We start from the raw sequence: 23,972 nt of genomic DNA, 5'->3' as shown, positions 1-23,972 counted from the left end.
CTCAGTCGAACCAGCGGTCCCTGGCCAGTTCCTCCGTGCGGGTCGGGTCCTCCAGGAGCGCTGCCACCTCGAAGCGTCGTGGCCACTGGCCCGCCGCCCAGGCCAGGCCCGCGGCCACGCCCTCCAGGGTGGAAGCGTGCAGGACACCGTCGTTCGTCAGGCGCCAGTCGATCCCCACGCCGTCGACGACGAGTTCGTCGTGCTCGACGTAGGTGGACGGGGTACGGGCGCCCAGCAGCACCCGTACCGGATCCGGTACGTCGTGCTCGGTGCCCTCGGAGTCGACGGAACCGGTGACGGACTCGCTCAGGCGGCGGACCTGGAAGAGTTCGGCCAGCTCGGCGGCCCGGGGCGGGCGGACCGGCAGCAGCGGGACGCCCTGCGTGAACGGGAGCAGGTCCGGTGAGTCGACGACCACCGCGTCGGCCGCGTCCACGACCTCGACCCGGCCGTCGGTCACCGCCCGCAGCTCGTCGGGGAGGGTGACCTGTTCGGGATCGAGATCGGCCAACGCACTGTAAAGGGCATGCAGTTGGACGCCCGTCACCGATCGGTCGGGGTCGGCGAGGCGGTCCAGCAGCTCCGCCGCCCCGCCCGGCTCCTCCAGCAGCGCGGCCACCGACGTCCGCACGCCCAGCGCCCGCAGCACCTGCTCGTCGTCGAACCCGGTCGCGTCCGCCTCGTCGTACAGGCCGCGGAGGAGGGAGTCTCCCCCGGCCGCCAGCAGACCGGCGGGGCGGCGGCCGTCGAGCACCTGGTTCCCGCGCAACCACCAGGCGGTGTACGGCCGTACGAGTTCATGTGTGCCGTCCGGCAGGAGGATGCGGACCTGCTGGGTGATCGCGTCCCGGAGGGGCGGCCGGGCCAGCAGGGCCAGCGCCTCGGGCCACTTGTCCTCGTCGACCAGGTCGAGATCGCGTACGGCGACCAGTTCGGTGGCGACCGGCGGTACCGGCGTGTCCGGGAAGCGGTCGAGGATGTCCTCGCACCACACGTCCACGGCATCGAGCAGACCGGCGTCGTCCGGCTCCGCGAAGTCGCCCTCGCGGGGCTCCAGTTCGTCCGGGTCCAACACCACGTCCGTGGCCCGGACCAGGGCGAAGCCGGCGAGCACTCCGCAGGCCGCGAGAGGCTGTTCGCCCCACTTCCCGGCCAGTTCGGCGTCCACGTAGGCGAGTTCGTCCTCACGCATGACCTGGGCGAACGGGCTGCCGGGCAGGACGAGTTCACCGGCGGGGACCAGTTCCCCCTCCTCGTCCGGCAGGGCGAGCGCGCCCAGCCACGGCTCGTCGCCGGGCTCGAGTCCCGCGTCCCTGACGAGCGCGAGGACGGTGTCGGCCAGCTCCTCGGCGTCCGGGGTGTCCTCCTCCCAGCTCATCCCGCCGTCGTCGTCCAGGGAGGCGGCCACGGCGGCCCGCACCTGGGGCGTGGTGAGCACCGCGCGCGACGTCGCGGGCAGCGCGCCGAGCTTCTCCAGGAGCGGGTGGGCGGCGGCCGGGTGGGCGACCTTGAGGCCGAGCCGGGCGAGGATCTCCGGGTCGATCAGGGATCCGTCCGAGGTGGGCAGCAGGACCTGCCGGGGCCCGATGGTCGTCCGCCCGTCGGCCAGCGGCACGGGAAGGCCGGAGAGCCGGTCGGGGTCGACGCCCGCGAGGCTGTCGTAGAGCCGCTGCCACCACTCCGGCTCCTTCTCGAGCCCGGCGAGCCGGTCGACGGCGTCGGTCAGCGGGATGCGGGCGACGCCCAGCGTCCGCAGTTCCACACGCCGTTCGAGACCGGCGGGCAGCAGGGTGGGCAGTACTTCGGCGAGCACCCGCACGGTGTCGGCGCCGGCGCCCTCGACGACCTCGGCCTCGCGGGGGCGCAGGACCTCCGGCAGCTCTGAGTCGTCACCGGGCTCGAGGGCGGGTGGGAGAAACGCTGGGAGGGCGGGTGGGAGAAACGCTGGGAGGGCGGGTGGGAGAAACGCCGTGCGCGGGAGGCGATCGAGAATCGCCTGCCGCAGCGCCCCGTCCAGCTCACCCTTGCCCAACGGGCCGGGCACCAGCCCGATGATCCCTTCGCTCACCGGCCGCCAGCCGGCGAGGAGTTCGGCGTACACGTCCGCCGCGCGCTGCACGAGGAAATCGGTGAGTGGTCCGGGTGCCGCGTGCCGGCGGGTGGTGTCCAGCGGGAAGGACGCGATGAGCAGGGCGGGGACGCCGAGCGGCTCGTCGCTGGGCGTCGGGGCGTGCACGACGGGGCTGGTGCGGGGGTGGGCCGGGGTGCCGTCGGTGTCGGCGGGCACGGCCCAGGTGAGCGACCAGTGCGGCCGCAGCCGCTCCTCGACGGGCCGGCCGGCGAGGAGTTCGGGGGTGAGCGGCCCGTGCGCGGACGCCGTACGCCAGCCGGTCGTACCGTCTCGCGAGTCCTCCACGACGATGAGGTTGCCCTCGGTGCGGCGGCTGATCGTGCGGGTCGTGTCCGTCTCGATCACGACCTCCTCGAGCCCGGGGAGGGCGAGGAGGAGAGCGTCGTCGACGGTGTTCAGGAGGCGCTCGGCGAGGTCGGCGGCGGCGGTGTCGCGCAGCGGGAGGATGACGACGGTGTCGTAGGGGTCGGGCGCGGTGCCCTCGGCGGCGAACGGGAGTCGCAGCAGCGGGACATGGCCGTCGCGGCGGCGGATCTCGTCGCCGAGTCCGGGACTGTGCCGCGCCGTGTCGGCGGCGTGCTCGCGGGCCTCGGCGAGGGACCAGCAGACCCCGCCGTGCCGGCCGACGACGGCGGGTTCGTCGGTGACGGCGAGCACGGCGGCGAAGCCGACGCCGAAGCGGCCGATCGAGCCGTCCTGGTTGTCGCGCTTGGCGGAGGCCCGCAGGGTGGAGAGGGACTCGACACCGGCCGCGTCCAGCGGTGCGCCGGTGTTGGCGGCGACCAGGACGCCCTCGCGGAGGGTGAGCCGGAGCCGTCCCGGCACGCCCGCCCTGGCCGCCGCGTCGGCGGCGTTCTGCGCGAGCTCGACGACGAGTCGGTCCCGGTACCCGCCGAGGACGAGGTCCTCCTCGGCGTTGGCGTCCTCCCGGAACCGGGCGGGGCTGGTGGCCCAGGCGTCCAGCACCCCTCGCCTGAGCCGGGCGGTCCCGAACGGGTCGGCACCCTCGGCGGCGGGCCGCACGAACTTGCTCACGTTCACACTCTCCTCGTCGGCGTGACGATGAAGGTACCGCGCGCAGGGGGGACGGCAACTCCGCCCCTGTGGCCCTCACACCTTGTCTCCATGGGAACCGGATTCCCGCGAGCGGCGAAGTACGGGTGAAAGCCCGAGCTTCACAGCGCCACAGCGACGAAAGGAGCCCCGATGACCGTCGAACCAGGCGTCAGGGTGGGGCAGGACAGCGACGCCTCGGTGATCGAACGGTCGTGGGACGAGCCCGAGGTGTTCGCCGCGCTCTTCGACCGCCATGCCGACTCGGTGCACCGTTACGCGGCGCGCCGACTCGGTGCGGAAGCGGCCGAGGACGTGATGGCGGAGACCTTCACCACCGCGTTCCAGCAGCGCTTCCGGTACCGCACGGAGGCGCCCGACGCCCGCCCCTGGCTGTTCGGCATCGCGACCAACCTCATCGGCCGCCACCGGCGCGCCGAGGCCCGGCGGCTGAAGACACTTGGCCGGCTGCCCGCGGCCGCCCCCGACGGGCCGGCCGAGGAGACGGTGGCGGACCGGGTGGCGGCACGGGTCAGCGCCCAGGCGGTACGCGGCGAACTCGCCGGCGCCCTCGCCCGGTTGCCCGCCCGGCACCGGGACGTACTGCTGCTGGTCGCCTGGGCCGACCTCGGCTACGAGGAGGTCGCGGCCGCCCTGAGCGTGCCGGTGGGGACGGTCCGGTCGCGGTTGTACAGGGCCCGCAGAAAAGTCCGTGAGGCATTGGGCGGATCCGATCCGACCGCTCTCCGAGAGGAATCCGACGATGAATGAGATCGAGCTTCTGAGGGAGTGGGACGCGGACGCGCCCCCTCTCACGGACACCGCCCGCGCCCGCGCCCGCTTCCGCCTCTACCAGGCGATGCAGGCCCCCGCCGCCGCCCCCGCCGCCGTAGGCCGCCGTCCGCTGCTGCGGATCGCCGTGGCCTGCGCGGCCGCGACCGCGGTCACCGCGACCGTGGTGGTCGCCCAGAACACCGGGGAGAGCGCACCCCGCACGCAGACGGTGAGCGCGACCACCGTGCTGCGGGGGGCGGCGGCCGAGGCACTCCGGCTGGAGAAGCCGCTCGCCCCGCGCGACGACCAGTTCATCTACACCAAGGAGGTCATCGAGCTCAAGCCGGTCTCGGGCGGTCCCGTGAAGAAGTACGTCGACGAGAGCTGGAACTCGGTCGACGGGTCCAAGAAGTCCTACGTCAGCGAGCTGGGCCACACCCAGTGGGTGCCGCCGGCTCAGAAGGGTCAGTACTCCTGGCCGCCGACCGAGTGGTCGAAGCTGGAGAAGCTGCCCCTCGACCCGGCCAGGCTGACGATCGTCCTGCGCGAGTCGGGCACGAAGCCCGACTTCGGCCGGAAGACCAGGGCCGACGAGTGGCCGATGGTCCAGTTCTTCCTCGCCGGACTGCTCCGCGACTCCGTCCTGCCCAAGGGGCTGCGCTCCGCGGCGTTCGAGGCGCTCGCCGCCGTCCCCGGGGTCGAGGTGCTGCCGGACCGGACCGAGTTCAACGGGCACACGGCCATCGGTGTCCGGTACGTCGGCCCGCGCGGCACCCCCTGGGAGGACGGCGGGCGGGTGCTGCTCTTCGACGCGAAGACGTACCGGTACCTGGGCTTGCGTGAGCGGACCACGATGAAACTGACGACCAAGGTCTACGACCAGTCGCAGTACATCGTCGCCGACGGCGTGGTGGACCGGGTGTTCCAGCGCCCCTGACCGATCGCCCGTCCGTCGGCCCGCGAGCGGGCGTCCGTTCTCCGGCAACGGGAACGGGCGCCCGCTCCGCGGCATGTGCACGGCAGGGGGTGCTGCACCCCGGGAGCCGGCACCCCTCCTACGAGTGACCCAGCTCCGCCGAGTCCTCGTCCGCCAGCAGCGGCACCGACCCCGAGTCGGATGCCGGTCGCAGCGGGAACGGGTCCACCCGGGTCTCGTCGATCACCGGCGGGGCCGGCTGCGGGGGCTTCGGCATGACCGCCGCCTCCGAGTGGCCTCCGCAGCCGTAGGACAGCGAGACCACTCGGCCGTCCGCCGGGGCGAACTCGTTGGCGCACAGTCCGAAGGCCTGGCCCAGCGAACCTCCGAGCGGGACCAGGAAGCCGCAGCTGACGCAGGGCGCCGGGGCCGCCTGGGCCATCGGCGTCTTGGCGCCGAAGGAATCCTCCCAGCGGTCGGCGGCGACATGGAGGCCGTAGCGGGACAGGACCCGGGCGCGGCGCATGCCCAGTTCCTCGGCGACCGCGGCGATCGAGCCGCGGGTCGGGGCGACCGGGAGGTTCGAGGGGGTGCCCGCCGTGAGCTCCGCGTCCTCCGCCTCGACCAGCTCGGCCATCTCCTCGGAGACGGGCGCGCTCGGCAGCGGCTCGTCCTCGCCGGTATAGCCGGGCTCCAGGCGGAGGTCCTCGGCGTCGGTGGGGAGCAGATCGCCGGGGCCCATGTCGCCGGGGCGCAGGCGTTCGCTCCACGGCACCCACTCCGGCGCCAGCAGCGCGTCGGGGCCGGGGAGCAGCACGACCTCGTCCAGCGTCACCAGCTTGGCGCGGGAGGCGCGGGCCACCGTGACGGCCCAGCGCCAGCCCCGGTATCCGAGCTCCTTGCACTCGAAGAAGTGCGTGACGACACGATCGCCCTCGGACACCAGGCTCGCGTGCTCGCCCACCACGCCGGGTGCGGCGGCCTCCTCGGCGGCGGCGCGGGCGAGGTCGACGGCCTCGGCGCACAGGCGGTCGGGGGTGCGGCTTCGCGTTGTCGCTGCGCTCACAGGTATCGCTTCTCTCCTACGCCGTCACTCGGGTGCGCCGGCCTGAAGGCGGCGGATGCGGACGGAGCGGACCGGAGGACCGCGTCGACGTCCGCGTCCGATCGCGCTCGGGCGCACCTGCTCCTATCCATTCTGCGGGATGTCAGAGAGGCGCGCGGCCGAGAACGTTCGCCACGGCGCGCTACGCACGCTACCTGTTCGCCGCCGCTCGGCCTACACCGACGTGATGATCCGTTGCCTCAGGTGGCGCTTCATATGCGTTCATACGCGCGGTAACCGCACTACTCACAGCTTTCTCGGGGCACTATGACGGGGTGGCAGCGGCGAGGACACCCCAGGGAGCCACCGGGATCGGTGGCGGTTCGGGCCGGATGACAGGGTCCGTCCGTGCCGTCGGGCGTGCCCTGCACTTCCCGTTCACCGGTACGGCCCGGGGAATCCGCAAGGCGACCCATGCGCACGGGGCGGGCGAGTCCGGCCTCGGCAAGCTGATCGAACTGCACGCCGTCAACGGCGCGGGTGACGTGATGATCACCGTCGCGCTCGCCTCGACCGTGTTCTTCTCGGTGCCGACCGACGAGGCCCGCGGGCGCGTCGCGCTCTACCTCGCCATCACCATGGCGCCCTTCACGGTCCTCGCGCCCGTGATCGGCCCGCTCCTGGACCGCCTCCCGCACGGCCGCCGCGCCGCCATGGCGGGCGCGATGCTCGCCCGGGCGATGCTCGCGCTCATCATCGCCGGGGCGGTCGCCACGGGCAGCCTGGAGCTGTATCCGGCGGCTCTGGGCGTCCTGGTGGCCTCCAAGGCGTACGGCGTCGTCAGAAGCGCGGTCGTGCCCCGGCTGCTCCCGCCCGGCTTCTCCCTGGTCAAGGCCAACTCCCGCGTCACCCTCGGCGGCCTCCTCGCCACCGGCATCGCGGCCCCGATCGGCGCCGGGCTCCAGGCCGTCGGACCACGCTGGCCGCTGTACGGCGCCTTCGTGATCTTCATCGCCGGTACGTTCCTGTCCTTCTCGCTGCCGCCGAAGGTCGACTCGGCCAAGGGCGAGGACGTGGCGCTGCTCGCCGCCGACGAGAAACATCTGCACGGACCGCATCTCAAGGCCGTCAAGCGGCCGGGGCTGCGCACGGTCGGCACCGCCGTCACCCACGCCCTCGGCGCGAACGCCGCCCTGCGCTGGCTCTCCGGCTTCCTCACCTTCTTCCTCGCCTTCCTGCTGCGCGAGCATCCGCTGACCGGCGAGAGCGCGGCGGTCTCCCTGGGCCTGGTGGCCGTGTCGGCGGGCGTGGGCAACGCGCTCGGTACGGCGGTCGGGGCCTGGCTGCGCTCGAGAGCGCCGGAGATCATCATCGTGACGGTGGTGGCGTTCGTGCTGGGCGCGGCGATCACGGCGGCGATCTTCTTCGGGGCCTTCCTGGTGGCGTGTCTGACGGCGGTCGCCGGATTCTCCCAGGCCCTGTCCAAGCTGTCCCTGGACGCGCTGATCCAGCGGGACGTGCCCGAACTCGTCCGCACCTCGGCTTTCGCCCGCTCCGAGACGCTGCTCCAGGTGTCCTGGGTGTTCGGCGGCGCGGTCGGCATCGTGATGCCGCTCAACGGCTACCTGGGCCTGTCCGTGGCCGCCGCGGTCGTCGCCGCGGGCTGGCTGGCCACCGCGAAGGGACTGCTCAGCTCGGCCCGGCACGGCAGCGCGCCCAAGGCGCGAGTGGCGTAACCCGCCGCCGACGCACGGCACGCCGTACCCCGCATAAGGGGACCGTAGGACGTGCCAGATAGCCTTCCGTCATGACCACGCTGCAATCCGATGTGCGACGCCGCCGTGCCGTCGCCGCCGCCGGCCTCGTTTCCGCCGGACTGCTCGTCCTGTCGGCCTGCGACAAGCCGACGCCGCGCGTCACCGTCACGGTCGGTTCGACCTCGGTGAGCTCCGAGGCCGTCTGCTACGACGACGGCAACGACCTCGGCCAGGCCAAGGTCGCCAAGTGCGCCCTGGAGAAGGGCGACGTCAAGACGATCAAGGTCAAGCAGAGCGAGACCCTGCGCGTCGGCGTCGACCAGAAGATCGCGGACACCGGCTGGGCCCTGTGGATCAACGGCCAGCAGATGACCTACGTGTACAAGAAGTCGTACTACTCCTTCGACGGCGTCGACCTCTTCGCCCAGCAGCAGGGCCAGGCCCCGCAGAAGACGCTGTACATCAGCATCGTCGAGCAGGACAAGACGACCTCGGGCCAGAGCAAGGATTACAAGGGCGTGTGGAACTTCAAGCTGGAGAACTCCGACTACTGATCCGTCGGAGCCGTAGCTGATGCGCATCCTCGTGGCCACCGCCGTCCCGGTCGAACGGGACGCGGTGGCCCGCGCGTTCGAGGGCACGGCGTCGTCCGTCGACGTCGTCGCCGTGGGGGTCGGGCCCGCTCTCGCCGCCGCCTCCACCGCCACCGCGCTCACCATGGCCACTGTGGAGGGGGCTCCCTACGGCCTCGTCGTCTCCGCCGGGATCGCGGGCGGGTTTCTGCCGCACGCGCCGGTCGGGTCGCTCGTCGTCGCCGACGAGATCACCGCGGCCGACCTCGGGGCCGAGACCGCCGAGGGGTTCGTGCCGGTGACCGAGCTGGGGTTCGGGGTCGTCACCCACCGTCCGCCCGAAACACTCGTACGGGCCGCCGTGGCCGCGACCGGCGGCCGGGCCGGAGCCGTGCTCACCGTCTCCACGGTGACCGGTACCGCCGCCCGCGCTACCGCCCTGCGAGAACGCCATCCCACCGCCCTCGCCGAGGCCATGGAGGGCTTCGGGGTCGCCGAGGCGGCCGGGGCGCACGGGGTGCCCGTGCTGGAGATCCGGGCCGTCTCCAATCCGATCGGTCCGCGCGACCGGGCCGCCTGGCGAATCGGCGACGCGCTCACGGCCCTGACGGAGGGGTTCGGGAAGCTGACGCCCGTACTGGAGGGTTGGACACACCATGACGACTGAGCCGCTGCAGATCGCGTACTCGCCCTGCCCGAACGACACGTTCGTCTTCGACGCGCTGGCCCATGGCCGGGTGCCGGGGGCGCCTTCGCTGGACGTGACGTTCGCCGACATCGACATCACCAACGGGATGGCGGAGCGCGGTGAGTTCGATGTGCTGAAGGTGTCGTACGCCGTGCTGCCGTACGTCCTCGACGAGTACACGCTGCTGCCCTGCGGGGGTGCGCTGGGGCGGGGGTGCGGGCCGCTGGTGCTGACGCGGGAGGCCGACGTGGATCTCAAGGGCCGTACCGTCGCCGTGCCGTCCGAGAGGTCGACGGCGTATCTGCTGTTCCGGCTGTGGGCGGCGGACGTCCTGGAGGGCGGGGTCGGGAAGATCGTCGTGATGCCGTTCCACGAGATCATGCCGGCCGTGCGGGACGGTCGCGTGGACGCGGGGCTCGTCATTCACGAGGCGCGCTTCACGTATCAGAACTACGGGCTGCACAAGCTCGCGGACATGGGCGAGCACTGGGAGTCGACGACGGGGTTGCCGATTCCGTTGGGGGCGATCATCGCCAAGCGCGCTCTCGGTGCCCAGAGGCTGGAGTCGCTCGCCGAGTCCATCCGTACGTCCGTGCGGGCCGCTTGGGACGAGCCCGAGAATTCCCGGCCTTATGTCATGGAACACGCGCAGGAGATGGATCCCGCTGTCGCCGATCAGCACATTGGTTTGTACGTCAACGAGTTCACCGCGGACCTCGGGGAAGACGGATATGCGGCGATTCGGGGGCTGCTGACCCGGGCGGCCGCGGAAGGCCTTGTGCCCGCTCTGGGTCCCGACGCGTTGTCGTTCACCTGACGCGTTCCTGCGGGGCGCTCGGCCATTGGGCCAGTTTCAGCATTCCCAGGACTCGGTGGATCAGGAAGCCGGCGAGCGGCAGTTCCACGCACACCGCCAGTGCCGCCGACCACCAGACGTCCGGGGTGCCCAGGGCCAGCGACACGTCGAACCACGCGTCGCAGACCAGCAGGGCACCCGTCGACACGGCCGCCACCACGACCCCCCGGTGGCGGCGCCAGCCGAGCAGGGCCGTGGCGGCCATCGCCAGCAGGAGCAGGATGTCGAAGCCGACCCAGGTGGTGCGCCACTGGCGGACCGTGTAGCCGCTGGGCAGCGTGGCCGCCAGCAGGATCGTCCACGGGACCAGGCCCACGGCGCACACCGTGAGCAGTTCCAGGGTGTGGCGCCGCTGCCGCCGGACCTGTTCCAGCAGTTGAGGGGACGGCGCCTCGGCCCGTGTCTCGTGCACTACACGTCGAGTTGGTCGGCGACCGCTCGCAGGAGACCGGCGATCTTTCCGCCGGCCGCCTTGTCGGGGTAGCGGCCGCGCTCCAGCATCGGCGTGATGTTCTCCAGAAGGGTCGTCAGATCCTGGACGATGGAGGCCAGTTCGTCCGGCTTCTTGCGCGTCGCCGCCGCGACCGATGGGGTCGGGTCGAGGACGGCCACCGAAAGGGCCTGGTCACCGCGCTGCCCGGCGACCACCCCGAACTCCACCCGCTGTCCGGGCTTCAGCGTCTCGACTCCGGCAGGGAGGACGGAGGAATGGACGAAGACGTCACCGCCGTCGTCGCGGGAGAGAAAGCCGAAGCCCTTCTCACTGTTGAACCACTTGACCTTGCCGGTAGGCACGTCTGTCCTCGTCCTCGTACTCGTCGGAAAACTGCTTCTGAAACGGCTCTTGATAGCACTGGGGCGGGTCGTCGGGACCCGCCGGTTCCCAGGCTAATGGTCTTCAGGCCGGTGACAAGACGTCGCCCGGTTGTTCCTTCGCGCAGGGAACTACCCTGGTCCGGTGCGTGACAAAACCCAACCGAATTCCGCCGCTCCCGGTGACCGACTGATCCGTGCCGGAGCCATCGTCTTCTTCATCGGTGCGGTGGCCACTCTGGTCACCGTGGCCCCGTTCCTGCTCGGAACGACGCCTTTTCCGACGTACATGTTCGGATTGAGCATGCTCATGGCCGTCGGGTTCGTGGTGGCCGGTGCGGGCGTGCTGCAATCGGTCGCGGCGGGAAGGCGTCAAGCGCGGGCCGGCCGATAACCGGGACGATAGTCCGAAAACCACCCCGGGAACTCGGTGAGATCTCCGAGGACGACATCGGCCCCGGCCTCGCTCAGTTCTTCGGCGGTGCACGGTCCCGTGGGCACCGCGACCGAGAGCGCCTCGGCGATCCGCGCCCCGCGCACATCGCCGGTGTGGTCGCCGACGTACACCCGCGCGCCGTGCTCGCGCAGCGCCTCGCCCTTCTGCTCGGCCCACAGGTTGCCGATCACCGCGTCCGGCTCCATGCCCAGGTGCTCCATGTGCAGCTCGGCGTTGGGCTCCCACTTGGCCGTCACGACGATCGCCCGCCCGCCGGCCGCCTGTACGGCGCCTATGGCCTCGCGGGCGCCGGGCATCGCCAGGGTGCCGGTGATGGCGTACGACGGGTAGAGCTCGCGGTAGAGGTCCGACATGGCCGGGATGCGGTCCGCCGGGAACCAGTACGCCATCTCCTCCTCCAGCGGCGGCCCGAGCCGCGTGACCACCAGGTCGGCGTCGACGTACGTCCCCGTCCGCTCCGACAGCTCCACCCAGCAGGCGCGGATGCCGGGGCGGGAGTCGATCAGCGTCATGTCGAGGTCGAAGCCGACGGTCGGGGCGGTGATGCTCGCAGAGGCCATATGGGCCATTGTGCCCGGGCGGCGGGGCCCGCAGACACCGGATTTCCGCGGTCTACCGCTGCCGCTGCGAGCGCCACACCAGGAACAGCGCCGACGCCACGGCCGCGCCCCGCACCACCCATGGCCACGTCTGGGAGATCGCGTCGTTCATGTGGCCCTGGGCGATGGGCTCGCCCCAGCGGCCCTCGTTCCGCCCCCACAGCCAGACGAGCCCCGCGGTGAGCGAGAGACCGGGCAGGAACACGACGGCCCATTTGGTCTCGGTGTCGGTCAGCCGGCGCGAGGCCCACGCGATGAGCCAGCCGACGACCAGGACGAGCAGGTTGCCGAGCACGGCACCGGCGACGAGCAGGGCGGCGGCGAGCAGGAGGAGGGGATTGCTCCAGCCTCCGGCTCCGGAGCCCGCGGCCCGGGAGAAGGGGCGCCGGCGGGCCGGGACGGCCTCGACGAGCGGTTCCGCGGCCTTCGTGACCGTCTTCGGCCTCCACCAGGCCGTACGGGCCTTCACCACCGGCGCCTGCGCCACCTGTTCGACGGCCGGCGGGGGCTCGGGTTTCTGCTCCTCCTTGGGCGGCGGGGGCCTCAGCAGCTCCGGGATCTCCACTCCGCCCACGAAGCCCGGCACGCTGTCGCCGACCCCGAAGGGACTGCTGTCCACCCGCCACCAGTCGGGCTGCGCCGCACTGTCGCCGAGCTCGTCCAGGCCGGCCAGATGGGGCCCGTGGGACGTGTCGCGATCGGCGGCCGGGGCGGGCTGCGGCGGGGTCCCGGGGCGCGGCCGGGGGACGACCTTGCGCAGCCCCTTGGGCCGCTCGGTCTCCTCCGGCTCCCGGTCCCGCTGTACGGGCATCGAGACGACCGGCATCTGCGGGGCACTGCCCGCCGTGCCTCCGGCGGCGCTGACCACCTCGTCGGGGCTGCCCAGCCTGGCGATGATCCGGCGGACGGCGGCGGGCGAGTCCACGGTGACCTTGGCGCGCCGCCGGTCGATCTCGTTGCGCAACTCCGAGACGAGTCTCATCCGGGTGGACGACGGCAACTGCCGCTGCTGCGCGACGTCTCCGACGCGGCTCAGATACTCGTAGACGACCTGGTCGCTCTCGATACCCACGAAGTCCCCTCCGGGGTTGGTGCATTGGCTCCCTCGTGGGACGAAACTAGCGCACCGCCCCCGGGGACGCGCACCCCCGCCGACCTCACCTGCTCGGCCCGGCCGCCGGAGGCGACCCGCTAACGTTGGTCGGATGAGCAACCCGGCCGTACCGCCGCGCTCCCTCGCGGAAGCGCTCCGGGCCAGGGACGACGCCTCCCTGGCCGCGCTTCTGCGTGCCCGCCCCGACCTCATCACCCCCGTGCCCACGGACCTGACCCAGCTCGCGACCCGGGCCGGGACGAGGGCGTCGGTGGTGCGGGCGCTGGAGCGGCTGGACCGTTTCGCGCTGCAGACGGCGGAGGCGCTGGCCGTGGCCGCGGACCCGGCGCCGTACGAGGAACTGCGGGCGCTGCTGACCGGTGACGGCGGCGACCCGGCCGTCTCGGCGGCGCTCCCCCGCGCCCTCGCCACGCTGCGGGAGCAGGCCCTGGTGTGGGGCGACGACGACCGGCTGCGGCTGGTGCGCACCGCCCGTGAGCTGCTCGCGCCCTCGCCGCAGCATCCGTCGCCGACCGGGCTCGGGCCGACCGTGCAGGAGGCCACGGCGGGGATGTCGCCGGGCCGCATCCAGGACATCGTGACGGCGACGGGGCTCGGCTCGACCCACGACGCGGTGTCGGCGCTGGCGTCGCTGACGGCCCTGTTCACGGACCGCAAGCGGATGTCCGCGCTGCTCGCCGAGCTCTCGGAGGAGTCGCGGGAGGTGCTCACCCGGCTGGTGTGGGGCCCGCCGTACGGCCAGGTCACCGCCGACCCTGCGGCCCATCTGCGGCGCCTGCTGGACCTGGGGCTGCTGGTGCCGACGGCGCCCGGGACGGTCGTCCTCCCGCGGGAAGTGGCCCTGCATCTGCGCGGCGGCCGTGCGCACCGCGCGGTGGAGCCGCTGCCGCCGGCCGTCGAGCCCGCGGCGACGCACCGTCCACAGGTGGTGGACGCGACGGCGGCCGGGCAGGCGTACACCGCGCTCGCGACCGTCGAGGAGCTGCTGAAGGACTGGGACGAGGGCGGGCCCGCGGTGCTGCGGGCGGGCGGCCTCAGCGTCCGCGACCTCAAGCGCACGGCCGTCGCCCTGGACGTGGCGGAACCGGTCGCCGCGTTCTGGGTCGAGCTGGCGTACGCGGCGGGCCTGCTGGCCTCCGACGGCGAGGCGGACGAACGGTACGCGGCGACCCCGGCCCACGACGAGTGGCTGGAGCAGCCCGCGGCACAGCGCTGGGCCCGCCTGGCGGAGGCGTGGCTGACGGCGACGCGGGTGTCCGGCGTGGTGGGCGGCCGGGACGCGAAGGAACGCACGCTGTCGACGCTGGGCCCGGGGCTCGACCGCAGTGCGGCGCCAGAGGTACGACACCGGGTGCTGACGCTGCTGGCGGGGCTGCCGGAAGGGGCGTCGCCGTCGAAGGAGTCGGTGCTGGCCCGGCTGCGCTGGGAGCGTCCGCTGCGGGGGCCGCAGCGCGAGGACGACCTGCGGTCACGGCTCGCCGAGTGGACGCTGGCGGAGGCTGAGCTGCTGGGAGTGACCGGACGGGGGGCGCTGTCGGGGCACGGACGGGCATTGCTCGGCGCGACCGCGCCGAAGTCGCCGGCCCAGGCACCGGTGGGCCCCGGGGACAAGCTGCCCGTGCACCATCGCCCCACCCTCGCGGAACCCCTCTCCCCCGCCGAGCAGGCCACCGCGTCCGCCGCGGCCGCCCGGCTGCTCGCGCCGTTGCTGCCCGAGCCGCTGGACCACGTCCTGCTGCAGGCCGACCTGACCGCGGTGGCCCCCGGCCCCTTGCAGCGGTCGTTGGCCGAGGTGCTGGACGTGCTGGCCGACGTGGAGTCGAAGGGCGGGGCGACGGTCTACCGCTTCACCCCCGGCTCGGTACGCCGTGCTCTGGACGCCGGCCAGTCCGCCTCCGACCTGCACGCCTTCCTCGCCGCGCACGCGCGGACGCCGGTGCCGCAGCCACTGACGTACCTCATCGACGACGTGGCGCGCAGGCACGGTCACCTCAGGGTCGGCGCGGCCTCCGCCTACGTCCGCTGCGACGACGAAGCCATCCTCAACGAGATCCTCGCCGACAAGCGCGCCGCGGGCCTGCGCCTGCGCCGCCTGGCCCCGACCGTGCTGGCCGCGCAGACCGACCCGGCGTCACTGCTGGACGGCCTGCGCGCGATGGGCTTCGCCCCGGCCGCCGAGTCCGCGGAGGGCGATGTCCTGATCACCCGCGCCCACGCCCACCGCACCCCGCCCCGCACGGCCCCCGAACCCGTCCCGGACGGCCCCCCGATCCCCGACGCGACACTCCTGTCGGCCGCGATCCGGGCGATCCGCGCAGGTGACCTGGCCTCGACGACCCCCCGCAGACAGACCGACCGGCCCCCGCCCGCCACCGGCGAGCTCCCCCGCACCAACTCCGCCGAGACCCTCGCCACCATGCAGGCCGCCGTCCTCACCGGCGAGGCCCTGTGGATCGGCTACGTCAACGCCGAGGGTGCCGCCAGCCAACGCCTCATCGCCCCCGTCCGCGTCGAGGGCGGCTTCGTCACGGCCTACGACCACACCGCGGACGAGGTCCGCACGTATCCGCTGCACCGGGTGACCGGGGTGGCGGAGCTGGCGGACGAGGCGTAGGGCTCGAAACCGGCGCTTCCGGGACGGGCTGACGGGAAACGTCTCCTGGACACAGGACCGGATGTTCGGCACATTCGGTGTCTTCGGCGAAGGGGATTTCATGGCAACGACGATCCGCAGGGCGGTCATCCCCGCGGCGGGGCTGGGATCCCGTCTCCTGCCGCTGACGAAGGCGATCCCGAAGGAGATGCTGCCGGTCGGCGACAAGCCGGTCATCGAGCACACCGTCCGGGAACTGGTGGCGTCCGGCATCACCGACATCACCATCGTCGTCTCCGGCGGCAAGGGCCTGATCCAGGACCACTTCCGCCCCAATCCGACCCTCGTCGCACAGCTGCGGGCGGACGGCAAGACGGCCTACGCGGACGCCGTGGAGGAGGTCGGCGAGCTCTCCCGGCTCGGGCACATCACCTATCTCGACCAGCACGGCCCGTACGGCAACGGCACTCCCGTCCTCAACGCCGCACGCAACGTCGGCGACGAGCCGGTCCTGGTCCTGTGGCCGGACGACGTCTTCGTGGCCGAGGTCCCGCGCGCCCAGCAGCTGATCCGCGCCTACGAGGCGACCAGCTGCCCGGTCCTCGCCCTGCTGCCGATGGACCCGGCCGACTCGCAGCGCTACGGCGTGCCCCGGGTCAAGGAGGACCTCGGTGACGGGCTGCTGCGCATCACCGGCCTGGTCGAGAAGCCGAAGCCGCAGGACGCGCCCTCCGCCTACGCGGCCATCGGCGGCTATGTCGTCACCCCCGGCATCATCGAGGAGCTGCGCAGCCAGACCGAGCGCTGGTACGAGCACCGGACCGGCGAGATCTACCTGACGGACGCCATCAACGCCTACGCGAGCAGCAAGGCCGTCTACGGCCAGGTCATCCAGGGCCGCTGGTACGACACCGGCAATCCGCTGGCCTACCTCACGGCCCAGTTCGCCGCCGCGCTCGCCGACCCGGAGTACGGCCCCCACCTGCGCCGGCTGGCCGAGCTCGCCGAGGACCGGCCCTGACGGTCAGCAGTCCACGACGGCGGCGCCCGCGGGCAGGCCGAAGTGGGTGCGGGCCTCGGCCTCCAGGGCGCCGGAGGACATCGAGTCCCGCGCGAGCGAGGCACCGACGATCCCGAAGTGGGCCCTCGTCCAGCGGGCGTTCCCGGCGCCGTCGGGAGCCTCCTGCCGGGACACGACCCGGTAGCCGCCCGCGGCCGCGTCGTCGCGCTCCAGCCGCACCACCTGCGGGACCTGCCCGGCGCTGCACTCCACCAGGGTGTCGTCGTGCACGCCGTACTCCACGCACAGCGTGGTGACGTCCGCGCGCACGTCGTCCCCCTGCCGCTGGAGACCGAGCGCCTCCGCCCGGCAGAACCAGCGCGCCCTCAGGGCGGGCACCGTCCCGCCGTATCCGCTGCCCCGCGCGTCGGACGCGATCCGGGCCTCGATCACCGGCCGGACCTCGCCCCACAGCCGCGTGTCGACTCCGGCCGCCGGCCACATCACGAAGGCACCGGTCGCCACCAGCACCGCGACCGCTCCCCCGCCGACCACCCATCTGCCCGCAGACATCCCCATGCGTCCTCCTCGCCCCACTCCCGTCAGTCAAGACACACGAGCAGGGGTCGGGGTTGCACGCCGCCGACCTCCCCTGATCGTCCCTGGTTGAGGCACACTGGACGTTTGGCCCGTGCGGAAGGATGCATGTACGTGAACGGTCCTCTCATCGTCCAGTCCGACAAGACCCTGCTGCTCGAGGTCGATCACGAGCAGGCCGACGAGTGCCGTCGGGCCATCGCGCCGTTCGCGGAGCTGGAGCGGGCGCCCGAGCACATCCACACCTACCGGGTGACGCCGCTGGGGCTGTGGAACGCGCGGGCCGCCGGGCACGACGCCGAGCAGGTGGTCGACGCGCTGGTGCAGTACAGCCGGTATCCGGTGCCGCACGCCCTGCTCGTCGACGTCGCCGAGACGATGGACCGGTACGGGCGGCTCACCCTGAGCAAGCACCCGGCACACGGGCTCGTGCTCACCACCACCGACCGGCCGGTGCTGGAGGAGATCCTGCGCTCGAAGCGGATCATCCCGCTGGTGGGGGCGCGGCTCGACCCGGACACCGTGGCCGTGCACCCCTCCGAGCGCGGGCAGATCAAGCAGACGCTGCTGAAGCTGGGCTGGCCCGCCGAGGACCTCGCGGGGTACGTCGACGGCGAGGCGCACCCGATCGAGCTGGCCGAGGACGGGTGGGCGCTCAGGCCCTACCAGAAGCAGGCCGTGGAGAACTTCTGGCACGGCGGGAGCGGGGTCGTGGTGCTGCCCTGCGGTGCGGGCAAGACCCTCGTCGGCGCCGGGTCCATGGCGCAGGCCAAGTCGACCACGCTGATCCTCGTCACCAACACCGTCTCGGCCCGGCAGTGGAAGCACGAGCTCGTGAAGCGGACCTCCCTGACCGAGGACGAGATCGGCGAGTACAGCGGAACGCGCAAGGAGATCCGGCCCGTCACCATCGCCACCTACCAGGTGCTGACGACCCGGCGCAAGGGCGTCTACCCACACCTGGAGCTCTTCGACTCCCGGGACTGGGGGCTCATCGTCTACGACGAGGTGCACCTGCTCCCGGCGCCCGTCTTCAAGTTCACCGCCGACCTCCAGGCCCGGCGCAGACTCGGGCTGACCGCGACCCTGGTGCGGGAGGACGGGCGGGAGTCGGACGTGTTCTCGCTCATCGGGCCCAAGCGGTTCGACGCGCCGTGGAAGGAGATCGAGGCGCAGGGGTACATCGCGCCGGCCGACTGTGTCGAGGTGCGGGTCAACCTGACCGACTCCGAGCGGCTCGCCTACGCCACCGCCGAGCAGGAGGAGAAGTACCGCTTCTGTGCCACGACCGCGACGAAGCGGAAGGTCACGGAGGCTCTGGTACGGCGCTTCGCGGGCCAGCAGATCCTGGTGATCGGCCAGTACATCGACCAGCTCGACGAACTCGGCGAGCATCTGAACGCTCCCGTCATCAAGGGCGAGACCTCCAACGCCCAGCGCGAGAAGCTCTTCGACGCCTTCCGGCAGGGCGAGATCAGCGTGCTGGTGGTGTCGAAGGTCGCGAACTTCTCGATCGACCTGCCGGAGGCGACGGTCGCCATCCAGGTCTCGGGGACGTTCGGATCACGGCAGGAGGAGGCGCAGCGGCTGGGGCGGGTACTGCGCCCGAAGGCGGACGGCCACCAGGCGCACTTCTACTCCGTCGTCGCCCGCGACACGCTCGACCAGGACTTCGCCGCCCACCGCCAGCGGTTCCTCGCGGAGCAGGGGTACGCCTACCGGATCGTGGACGCGGACGAGATCCTCGCGGACGACGGCACCTGAACCGGAGCCCCCGTCACGGCATCGGGAGGGTGAAGACCAGCAGCAGTACGGTCAGCGGCGGCAGCACCGCCACGGCCGCCAGCACTGCGCGCAGGGCCGACCAGCGGCGGTGCCGGGGCAGGGCCCAGGAGGCGACGAACGCGGGCAGGGTGACCAGGATCCCGAACTCCAGGATCCCGTAGATCAGGGTCAGAGAGGTCATCAGCGCCGACGGGCAGTCGTCGGGGCCGCAGGAGTCGGTGGCCATCGCGGAGAGGCCGCCGAGGAACAGGGCGGCCGGGCCGAGGAGGACCAGCAGGATCGTCGCGACGAGAGGGGCCACCCAGGCGCGACGGTCCTGGTCGGTGGCGCACACCGGTGCGGTCGCTGTCGTCATGCATCCGAGTGAACCGCCCGAGGGGACGGACCGGCATCGGCTCGGGTACTCATCCCGGACCGTGCCCGGTACTCACCGGTGACGCCGGACGACGCCCGCCTCCTCGCCGTACTCGCCGAGTATGACCACGTCGAAGGCGGCGCCGACGAGGACGCGGACGGCTCGGAGGGCCTGGCCGACGCGGTGGCGGGGGGTGAGGCCGGAGACGGGGGTCGCCCCGGACGGGCGACCGGGGGCTGGGGTGAAGGTCGCTGCACTCATGCCTCCATAGTGGCTTTCGAGGCATAAGCAGGGCATCGGTCCCAGGTAGCCACTTGCTGTGCTACCTGAGTACACCCCCTGGGTGGAGCCACCCCTACGGGACGGCGGGCCCGACCCTGAGACGCGGGAAAATTCGTTGGCCGCCTCACATCCCGCCGGTCTAGAATCTCCGCTCTTGCCCGCCTCCCTCCCGGAGCGCCGCCGACCGGACGGAAACCGGCCGGCACACCGCTGCCGTCCACCCGGCAGCCATCCACCCCGCAGCGCCTTCGGAGGCACCCCCTTGTCCAGGCCGCCCACGCCCGTGCCCGTAGCCGACGACCCTCTCGCCCGCGAACGCTCCCACCTCGCCGGCTCCCGTGCCGCACTGCGCGCCATGCGTGAGGACGCCGAGTCGCTGGACATCAAGGACGTCACCGCGAACTGGGTCAACGCCGAGGTCCTGGCCCGTCAGATCGGCGAGCGCATCAAGTCGCTGGCCGACCTCAGCGACACCCCCCTCTTCTTCGGCCGCCTGGACTACCTGCACTCCCCCGGCGCCGACCGGGCGGAAGGCGCCGAGGGCGAGCGCTTCTACATCGGCCGCCGGCACGTCCACGACCACGACGGCGACCCGATGGTGATCGACTGGCGTGCGCCGGTCTCGCAGCCGTTCTACCGGGCGTCCAAGAAGGACCCGAGGGACATCGGGCTGCGCCGCCGTTTCGGCTACACGCGCGGCGAGATCACGGCCTACGAGGACGAGCACCTCTCCGACCCCGCCGAGGCCGCGGCCACCAGCAAGCTGCTCCAGCAGGAGATCGAGCGCCCGCGCGTCGGCCCGATGCGCGACATCGTCGCGACCATCCAGCCCGAGCAGGACGAGATCGTTCGGTCCGGGCTCGGCGGCACGGTCTGCGTACAGGGAGGCCCCGGCACCGGGAAGACCGCCGTCGGCCTGCACCGGGTCGCGTATCTGCTCTACGCCCATCGCGAGCGGCTCGCCCGCACCGGCACCCTCGTCATCGGGCCGAACCGCTCCTTCCTGCACTACATCGAGCAGGTGCTGCCCGCGCTGGGCGAGCTGTCGGTGAAGCAGGCGACCGTCGACGACCTGGTCGCGGCGGGCCTGGAGGTGCGCGGCACCGATGACGCGGCGGCCGCCGTCCTCAAAGGCGACGCAAGGATGGCGGAGGTGCTCAAGCGGGCCGTGTACGCACACGTGACCATGCCGGCCGAGCCGGTGATGGTCGTCCGCGGGTCGCGCAGGTGGCGGATCCCGGCGTACGAGATCGAGGAGATCGTCCGGGAGTTGCTCGACCGGGGCATCCGTTACGGCGCCGCCCGCGAGGCACTCCCGCAGCGCATCGCGCACGCCGTGCTGGTGCAGATGGAGCGGTCCGGGGAGGCGCCGGACGACCGGGTGCAGGACGCGGTGGCACGCAACACGGCGGTGAAGGCGGCGGTCAAGGCGATCTGGCCGCCGGTGGATCCGGCGAAGCTGGTGCTCCGGCTGCTGACGGACGCGGACTTCCTCGCCGTCCACGCGGAGGGGATCCTCGACGAGGACGAGCAGAAGACGATCGTGTGGGCGAAGCCCGTCCGGAGCGTGAAGTCGGCCAAGTGGTCCGCCGCGGACGCGGTGCTGATCGACGAGACGACGGACATCGTGGAGCGCACGCACTCCCTCGGGCATGTGGTCCTCGACGAGGCGCAGGACCTGTCCCCCATGCAGTACCGCGCGGTCGGCCGCCGCTGCTCCACCGGTTCGGCGACGGTCCTCGGCGACCTCGCGCAGGGCACCACGCCCTGGGCGACGCGGAGTTGGGACGAGGCGCTGGCCCACCTGGGCAAGTCCGACGGGGTGATCGAGGAGTTGACGGCGGGTTTCCGCGTGCCGACGGACGTCATCACCTACGCCTCCCGCCTCCTCCCGCACATCGCGCCGGGCCTGACCCCGGTCGCTTCGGTCCGGGAGAACCCGGGATTCTTCGATGTCCGCCCCGTGGAGACCACGGACCAGGTGGTCGCCGCGTGCGAGGAGTTGCTGCGCAACGAGGGCTCGACCGGCCTGATCGCCGCCGACGCCCGCGTCCCGGAGCTGGCGGAGGCGCTGACCGCGGCCGGCATCGGCTACCTGGCCCCCGGCGAGGAGACGACGGCCGAAACCCGTCTGACCCTGGTCCCGGCGTCCCTCGCCAAGGGCCTCGAGTACGACTATGTCGTCCTGGACGAGCCGCAGGCGGTGGTGGACGGCGAACCGGACGAACGCACGGGCCTGCGGCGGCTGTACGTGGCGCTGACCCGAGCGGTGTCGGGGCTGGTCGTGACGCACGCGGCGCCATTGCCTGCGGCGCTCGCCAAGTAGGGTCCCGCGTCCTGCTGTTCACCGATTGCGGGTGGCGGGGGCTGGTCGCGCCGGCGCGGCTGAGCCGCACATCGACACAGCCCCGCCCCCCTGGGGAGTTCAGCTCAGCACTCGTCCAGGACGTGGCGCCACTCCCTTACGGCGTCGGCCGAGACCGGTGCATGCCAGCCCCCCGGCCTCGCCGCCCCGCCGATGTGGAACGCGTCGATTCCCGCCGCCCGCAGCCCCGGCACGTGGTCCAGTCGTAGACCGCCACCCACCAGAAGCTGCTGTTCGTACCCCGGCTCCCCCGCCCTCGACGCCTCCGCGAGAAGCACCGGCAGCCCCTCGTCGACGCCCACTGCCGAGCCCGCGGTGAGGTAGGTGTCCAGGCCCGGCAGATCGGCCAGCTGCTTGCGCAGCGCGTCCCGGTCGGCGGCATGGTCGATCGCCCGGTGGAAGGTCCAGCGGCACCCGTCCAGCACCTCGACGACCCGCTCCACGGCGGCCAGATCGACCTCGCCGGCCCCGTCCAGGAAACCGAGCACGAACTCCTGGGCCCCGGCGTCCCGCACCTCCCCGGCCGCCCGGGCCACCCGCGAGACGTCCCCCGCCCCGAACCCGTCCGACAGCCGCAGCATCACCCGCACCGGGATGTCCACGGCGGTCCGGATCGCGGCGACCGTCGAGACCGTCGGCGTCAGACCGTCCGCCGCCATGTCGGTCACGAGTTCCAGCCGGTCCGCGCCTCCGGCCTGGGCGGCGATCGCGTCCTCGGCGTCCAGGGCGATCACCTCCAGGACTGCACGCTTGCTCATGGGACCCCATTCGTCGACGGTCTCGGGCGGCTACAGGTCTAGTCCAATTTCAGAATACGCCGCCACGGAGTCCCGCTCACCGGCGCGTCTCAGCCGAAGATGTTCAGCTCCTTCACCTCCGCCCCCGCGAGCTCGTACGCCCGCCCCTCCACCGGACGCCCCGAGTACAGCCGTACGAGGGTCGCCGCGTCCCCGATGTACCGCGCCGGAGTGCGGTCACCCGTCACATCGCCCAGGCGGACCGGTTCGTCCAGGTCGTCGACGTCGGCGTGGAGGGGGAGGTGGCCGCGTTCCCGGGTCGTGCGGGCCAGCAGGGCCAGCGCGTCCGGAAGACCGGCACCCGCGTACGCCCCCGGCTCCCCGAGGACGTCCCGTACGTCCCCGGCGTGCACCCACTCCCCCAGCGCGATGATGTCCAGCACCCCACCCGCTGAGGCGATCACCGGCCCGGCCTGCGTCATCCCGCGCTCCAGCTCGTCCACGACCTGCTGGTTCGTCCGGTCCGCGCGCTCGGCGATGTCCCGGTCGTTCGACTCGGGCGAGAAGGCCCCCTTCTCGAACCGGCCCTCCACGACCCGCGTCAGCGCGGACGAACAGTGCGCCAGCACGTCCCGCACGCTCCACCCAGGACACGCCCGCGTCGGCAGCGCGAAATCGGCGTCCGGGCGGGAGCGCAGGAGGGGGATCAGGGCGTCGCGTTCGCCGGCCAGGAGGCGGCCGGGCAGGTCGGGGTCGCGTACGGCGTCCGCAGTCATGTCTGTGGTCATGGGGTCAAAACTGCCAGGGGGCGCCGCGCGGGACAATGAGGCCATGGCCGATCTCGACGACCTCCGCGACCGTTTCGCCCGTGCCCTGGAGAGCGCCCGCCCCGGGACCGAAGGACCCGACCCGGCGCCGTACGCCGACAACCTGCTCACCCGCTGGCAGGAACCGCAGCGCCGGTACCACACCGTCCACCACCTGACGGCGGTCCTGGACCACATCGACGTACTGGAGGAGTACGCGGACGACCCGCACCTGGTGCGTCTCGCGGCCTGGTTCCACGACGCCGTCTACCTCCCGGACCGCTCGGAGAACGAGGACCGCTCCGCCCGACTGGCCGAACGCGCCCTCCCCGAGGCCGGACTCTCCCGGCAAGGCACGGCCGAAGTGGCCCGCCTCGTCCGCCTCACCACCACCCACGCCCCCGCCGACGACGACCGCAACGGCCAGGTCCTCTGCGACGCCGACCTCGCGATCCTCGCCGCCCCGCCCTCCGCCTACGCCGCCTACACGGCCGCCGTACGCGAGGAGTACGGCTTCGTCCCGACCGACGCCTTCCGCGAGGGCCGGTCCGCAATCCTGCGCCAACTGCTGGATCTGCCACGCCTGTTCAGGACGCCGTACGGGGAACGGCAATGGGAGGCCACAGCCCGTTACAACCTCGCCTCGGAGCTGGAAATGCTGTCGCTCTGAGGCGATC

General features: G+C 72.5%; 23 protein-coding genes. 12 read left to right on the top strand and 11 right to left on the bottom strand.

What is annotated here, in order from left to right; all coding sequences use genetic code 11:
- Position 1 precedes the first annotated feature (1 nt).
- Complete coding sequence (locus tag OG841_RS25870) at positions 2 to 3,166, bottom strand: sacsin N-terminal ATP-binding-like domain-containing protein (RefSeq protein WP_371566928.1); 3,165 nt, start codon at positions 3,164 to 3,166, stop codon at positions 2 to 4.
- A gap of 171 nt (positions 3,167 to 3,337) precedes the next feature.
- Between OG841_RS25870 and OG841_RS25865 the strand changes: the two genes are divergently transcribed.
- Entirely contained in the window at positions 3,338 to 3,955 is a 618-nt protein-coding gene (locus tag OG841_RS25865) for an RNA polymerase sigma factor (protein ID WP_328639320.1), read from the top strand.
- A complete protein-coding gene (locus tag OG841_RS25860) occupies positions 3,948 to 4,895 on the top strand; it encodes a CU044_5270 family protein (protein ID WP_371566927.1) in 948 nt (315 codons plus the stop codon). The genes OG841_RS25865 and OG841_RS25860 overlap by 8 nt, the downstream gene beginning before the upstream one ends.
- A gap of 118 nt (positions 4,896 to 5,013) precedes the next feature.
- Here the strand turns inward: OG841_RS25860 and OG841_RS25855 are convergent, their stop codons facing one another.
- Positions 5,014 to 5,940, bottom strand: coding sequence for a DUF3027 domain-containing protein (locus tag OG841_RS25855; protein ID WP_328639322.1), 927 nt, complete (start codon positions 5,938 to 5,940; stop codon positions 5,014 to 5,016).
- Positions 5,941 to 6,311: 371 nt separating this feature from the next.
- On the opposite strand from OG841_RS25855, the gene OG841_RS25850 reads away from it, so the two are divergent.
- From OG841_RS25850 to OG841_RS25835, 4 genes are all read left to right on the top strand, one after another.
- Positions 6,312 to 7,655, top strand: a complete 1,344-nt coding sequence (locus OG841_RS25850; protein ID WP_328639323.1) for an MFS transporter — start codon at positions 6,312 to 6,314, stop codon at positions 7,653 to 7,655.
- A gap of 71 nt (positions 7,656 to 7,726) precedes the next feature.
- Positions 7,727 to 8,230 (top strand): hypothetical protein, encoded by a 504-nt coding sequence (locus OG841_RS25845; RefSeq protein WP_328639324.1) that lies wholly within the window; start codon positions 7,727 to 7,729, stop codon positions 8,228 to 8,230.
- Positions 8,231 to 8,249: 19 nt separating this feature from the next.
- The gene (locus tag OG841_RS25840) at positions 8,250 to 8,915 is read left to right on the top strand and encodes a futalosine hydrolase (protein ID WP_328639325.1); all 666 of its coding nucleotides are present in this window, start codon (positions 8,250 to 8,252) and stop codon (positions 8,913 to 8,915) included.
- Positions 8,905 to 9,753, top strand: a complete 849-nt coding sequence (locus OG841_RS25835; protein ID WP_328639326.1) for a 1,4-dihydroxy-6-naphthoate synthase — start codon at positions 8,905 to 8,907, stop codon at positions 9,751 to 9,753. The genes OG841_RS25840 and OG841_RS25835 overlap by 11 nt, the downstream gene beginning before the upstream one ends.
- Here OG841_RS25835 and OG841_RS25830 read toward each other — a convergent pair.
- Both OG841_RS25830 and OG841_RS25825 read right to left on the bottom strand, forming a co-directional pair.
- The gene (locus OG841_RS25830; protein ID WP_328639327.1) at positions 9,746 to 10,204 is read right to left on the bottom strand and encodes a hypothetical protein; all 459 of its coding nucleotides are present in this window, start codon (positions 10,202 to 10,204) and stop codon (positions 9,746 to 9,748) included. The two genes, OG841_RS25835 and OG841_RS25830, sit on opposite strands and share 8 nt — an antisense overlap.
- On the bottom strand, positions 10,204 to 10,587 hold the full coding sequence (locus OG841_RS25825; protein WP_020122829.1) for a cold-shock protein: 384 nt from the start codon (positions 10,585 to 10,587) through the stop codon (positions 10,204 to 10,206). Before OG841_RS25825 ends, OG841_RS25830 begins: the two co-directional genes overlap by 1 nt.
- 163 nt (positions 10,588 to 10,750) lie before the next feature.
- On the opposite strand from OG841_RS25825, the gene OG841_RS25820 reads away from it, so the two are divergent.
- The gene (locus tag OG841_RS25820) at positions 10,751 to 10,999 is read left to right on the top strand and encodes a hypothetical protein (protein WP_069764907.1); all 249 of its coding nucleotides are present in this window, start codon (positions 10,751 to 10,753) and stop codon (positions 10,997 to 10,999) included.
- Here OG841_RS25820 and OG841_RS25815 read toward each other — a convergent pair.
- Positions 10,978 to 11,622 (bottom strand): HAD family hydrolase, encoded by a 645-nt coding sequence (locus OG841_RS25815; RefSeq protein WP_365119274.1) that lies wholly within the window; start codon positions 11,620 to 11,622, stop codon positions 10,978 to 10,980. The genes OG841_RS25820 and OG841_RS25815 overlap by 22 nt on opposite strands.
- Before the next feature lie 52 nt (positions 11,623 to 11,674).
- On the bottom strand, positions 11,675 to 12,733 hold the full coding sequence (locus OG841_RS25810; protein WP_365119276.1) for a hypothetical protein: 1,059 nt from the start codon (positions 12,731 to 12,733) through the stop codon (positions 11,675 to 11,677).
- 133 nt (positions 12,734 to 12,866) lie between these two features.
- Between OG841_RS25810 and OG841_RS25805 the strand changes: the two genes are divergently transcribed.
- The gene (locus OG841_RS25805; RefSeq protein WP_371566926.1) at positions 12,867 to 15,389 is read left to right on the top strand and encodes a helicase-associated domain-containing protein; all 2,523 of its coding nucleotides are present in this window, start codon (positions 12,867 to 12,869) and stop codon (positions 15,387 to 15,389) included.
- Between the two features lie 100 nt (positions 15,390 to 15,489).
- The gene (locus tag OG841_RS25800; RefSeq protein ID WP_328639331.1) at positions 15,490 to 16,389 is read left to right on the top strand and encodes a UTP--glucose-1-phosphate uridylyltransferase; all 900 of its coding nucleotides are present in this window, start codon (positions 15,490 to 15,492) and stop codon (positions 16,387 to 16,389) included.
- Positions 16,390 to 16,392: 3 nt separating this feature from the next.
- Here the strand turns inward: OG841_RS25800 and OG841_RS25795 are convergent, their stop codons facing one another.
- Positions 16,393 to 16,941 carry a hypothetical protein gene (locus OG841_RS25795; RefSeq protein ID WP_328639332.1) on the bottom strand — a complete coding sequence of 183 codons (549 nt, stop codon included), beginning with the start codon at positions 16,939 to 16,941 and terminating at the stop codon, positions 16,393 to 16,395.
- Between the two features lie 138 nt (positions 16,942 to 17,079).
- On the opposite strand from OG841_RS25795, the gene OG841_RS25790 reads away from it, so the two are divergent.
- Positions 17,080 to 18,729 carry a DNA repair helicase XPB gene (locus OG841_RS25790; RefSeq protein ID WP_371566925.1) on the top strand — a complete coding sequence of 550 codons (1,650 nt, stop codon included), beginning with the start codon at positions 17,080 to 17,082 and terminating at the stop codon, positions 18,727 to 18,729.
- Positions 18,730 to 18,742: 13 nt separating this feature from the next.
- Here OG841_RS25790 and OG841_RS25785 read toward each other — a convergent pair whose 3' ends face one another.
- Positions 18,743 to 19,105 (bottom strand): hypothetical protein, encoded by a 363-nt coding sequence (locus OG841_RS25785; protein WP_328639333.1) that lies wholly within the window; start codon positions 19,103 to 19,105, stop codon positions 18,743 to 18,745.
- A gap of 72 nt (positions 19,106 to 19,177) precedes the next feature.
- Positions 19,178 to 19,366 (bottom strand): hypothetical protein, encoded by a 189-nt coding sequence (locus OG841_RS25780; protein WP_371566924.1) that lies wholly within the window; start codon positions 19,364 to 19,366, stop codon positions 19,178 to 19,180.
- Positions 19,367 to 19,649: 283 nt separating this feature from the next.
- Here OG841_RS25780 and OG841_RS25775 point away from each other — a divergent pair, with 283 nt between their 5' ends.
- Positions 19,650 to 21,713 carry a HelD family protein gene (locus tag OG841_RS25775; RefSeq protein WP_371566923.1) on the top strand — a complete coding sequence of 688 codons (2,064 nt, stop codon included), beginning with the start codon at positions 19,650 to 19,652 and terminating at the stop codon, positions 21,711 to 21,713.
- Between the two features lie 104 nt (positions 21,714 to 21,817).
- On the opposite strand, the gene OG841_RS25770 is transcribed toward OG841_RS25775, so the two are convergent.
- Both OG841_RS25770 and OG841_RS25765 read right to left on the bottom strand, forming a co-directional pair.
- Complete coding sequence (locus OG841_RS25770; RefSeq protein WP_365119284.1) at positions 21,818 to 22,510, bottom strand: copper homeostasis protein CutC; 693 nt, start codon at positions 22,508 to 22,510, stop codon at positions 21,818 to 21,820.
- An 89-nt stretch (positions 22,511 to 22,599) separates the two neighbouring features.
- Positions 22,600 to 23,277, bottom strand: a complete 678-nt coding sequence (locus OG841_RS25765) for a maleylpyruvate isomerase family mycothiol-dependent enzyme (protein WP_371566922.1) — start codon at positions 23,275 to 23,277, stop codon at positions 22,600 to 22,602.
- A 43-nt stretch (positions 23,278 to 23,320) separates the two neighbouring features.
- On the opposite strand from OG841_RS25765, the gene OG841_RS25760 reads away from it, so the two are divergent.
- Positions 23,321 to 23,965, top strand: a complete 645-nt coding sequence (locus OG841_RS25760) for an HD domain-containing protein (protein ID WP_328639337.1) — start codon at positions 23,321 to 23,323, stop codon at positions 23,963 to 23,965.
- The last annotated feature ends 7 nt before the right edge of the window (positions 23,966 to 23,972 follow it).

Origin of the sequence: Streptomyces canus, assembly GCF_041435015.1 — a bacterium.
Classification (GTDB): domain Bacteria; phylum Actinomycetota; class Actinomycetes; order Streptomycetales; family Streptomycetaceae; genus Streptomyces; species Streptomyces canus_G.
This window is presented reverse-complemented; position numbering and strand designations above follow the sequence as displayed.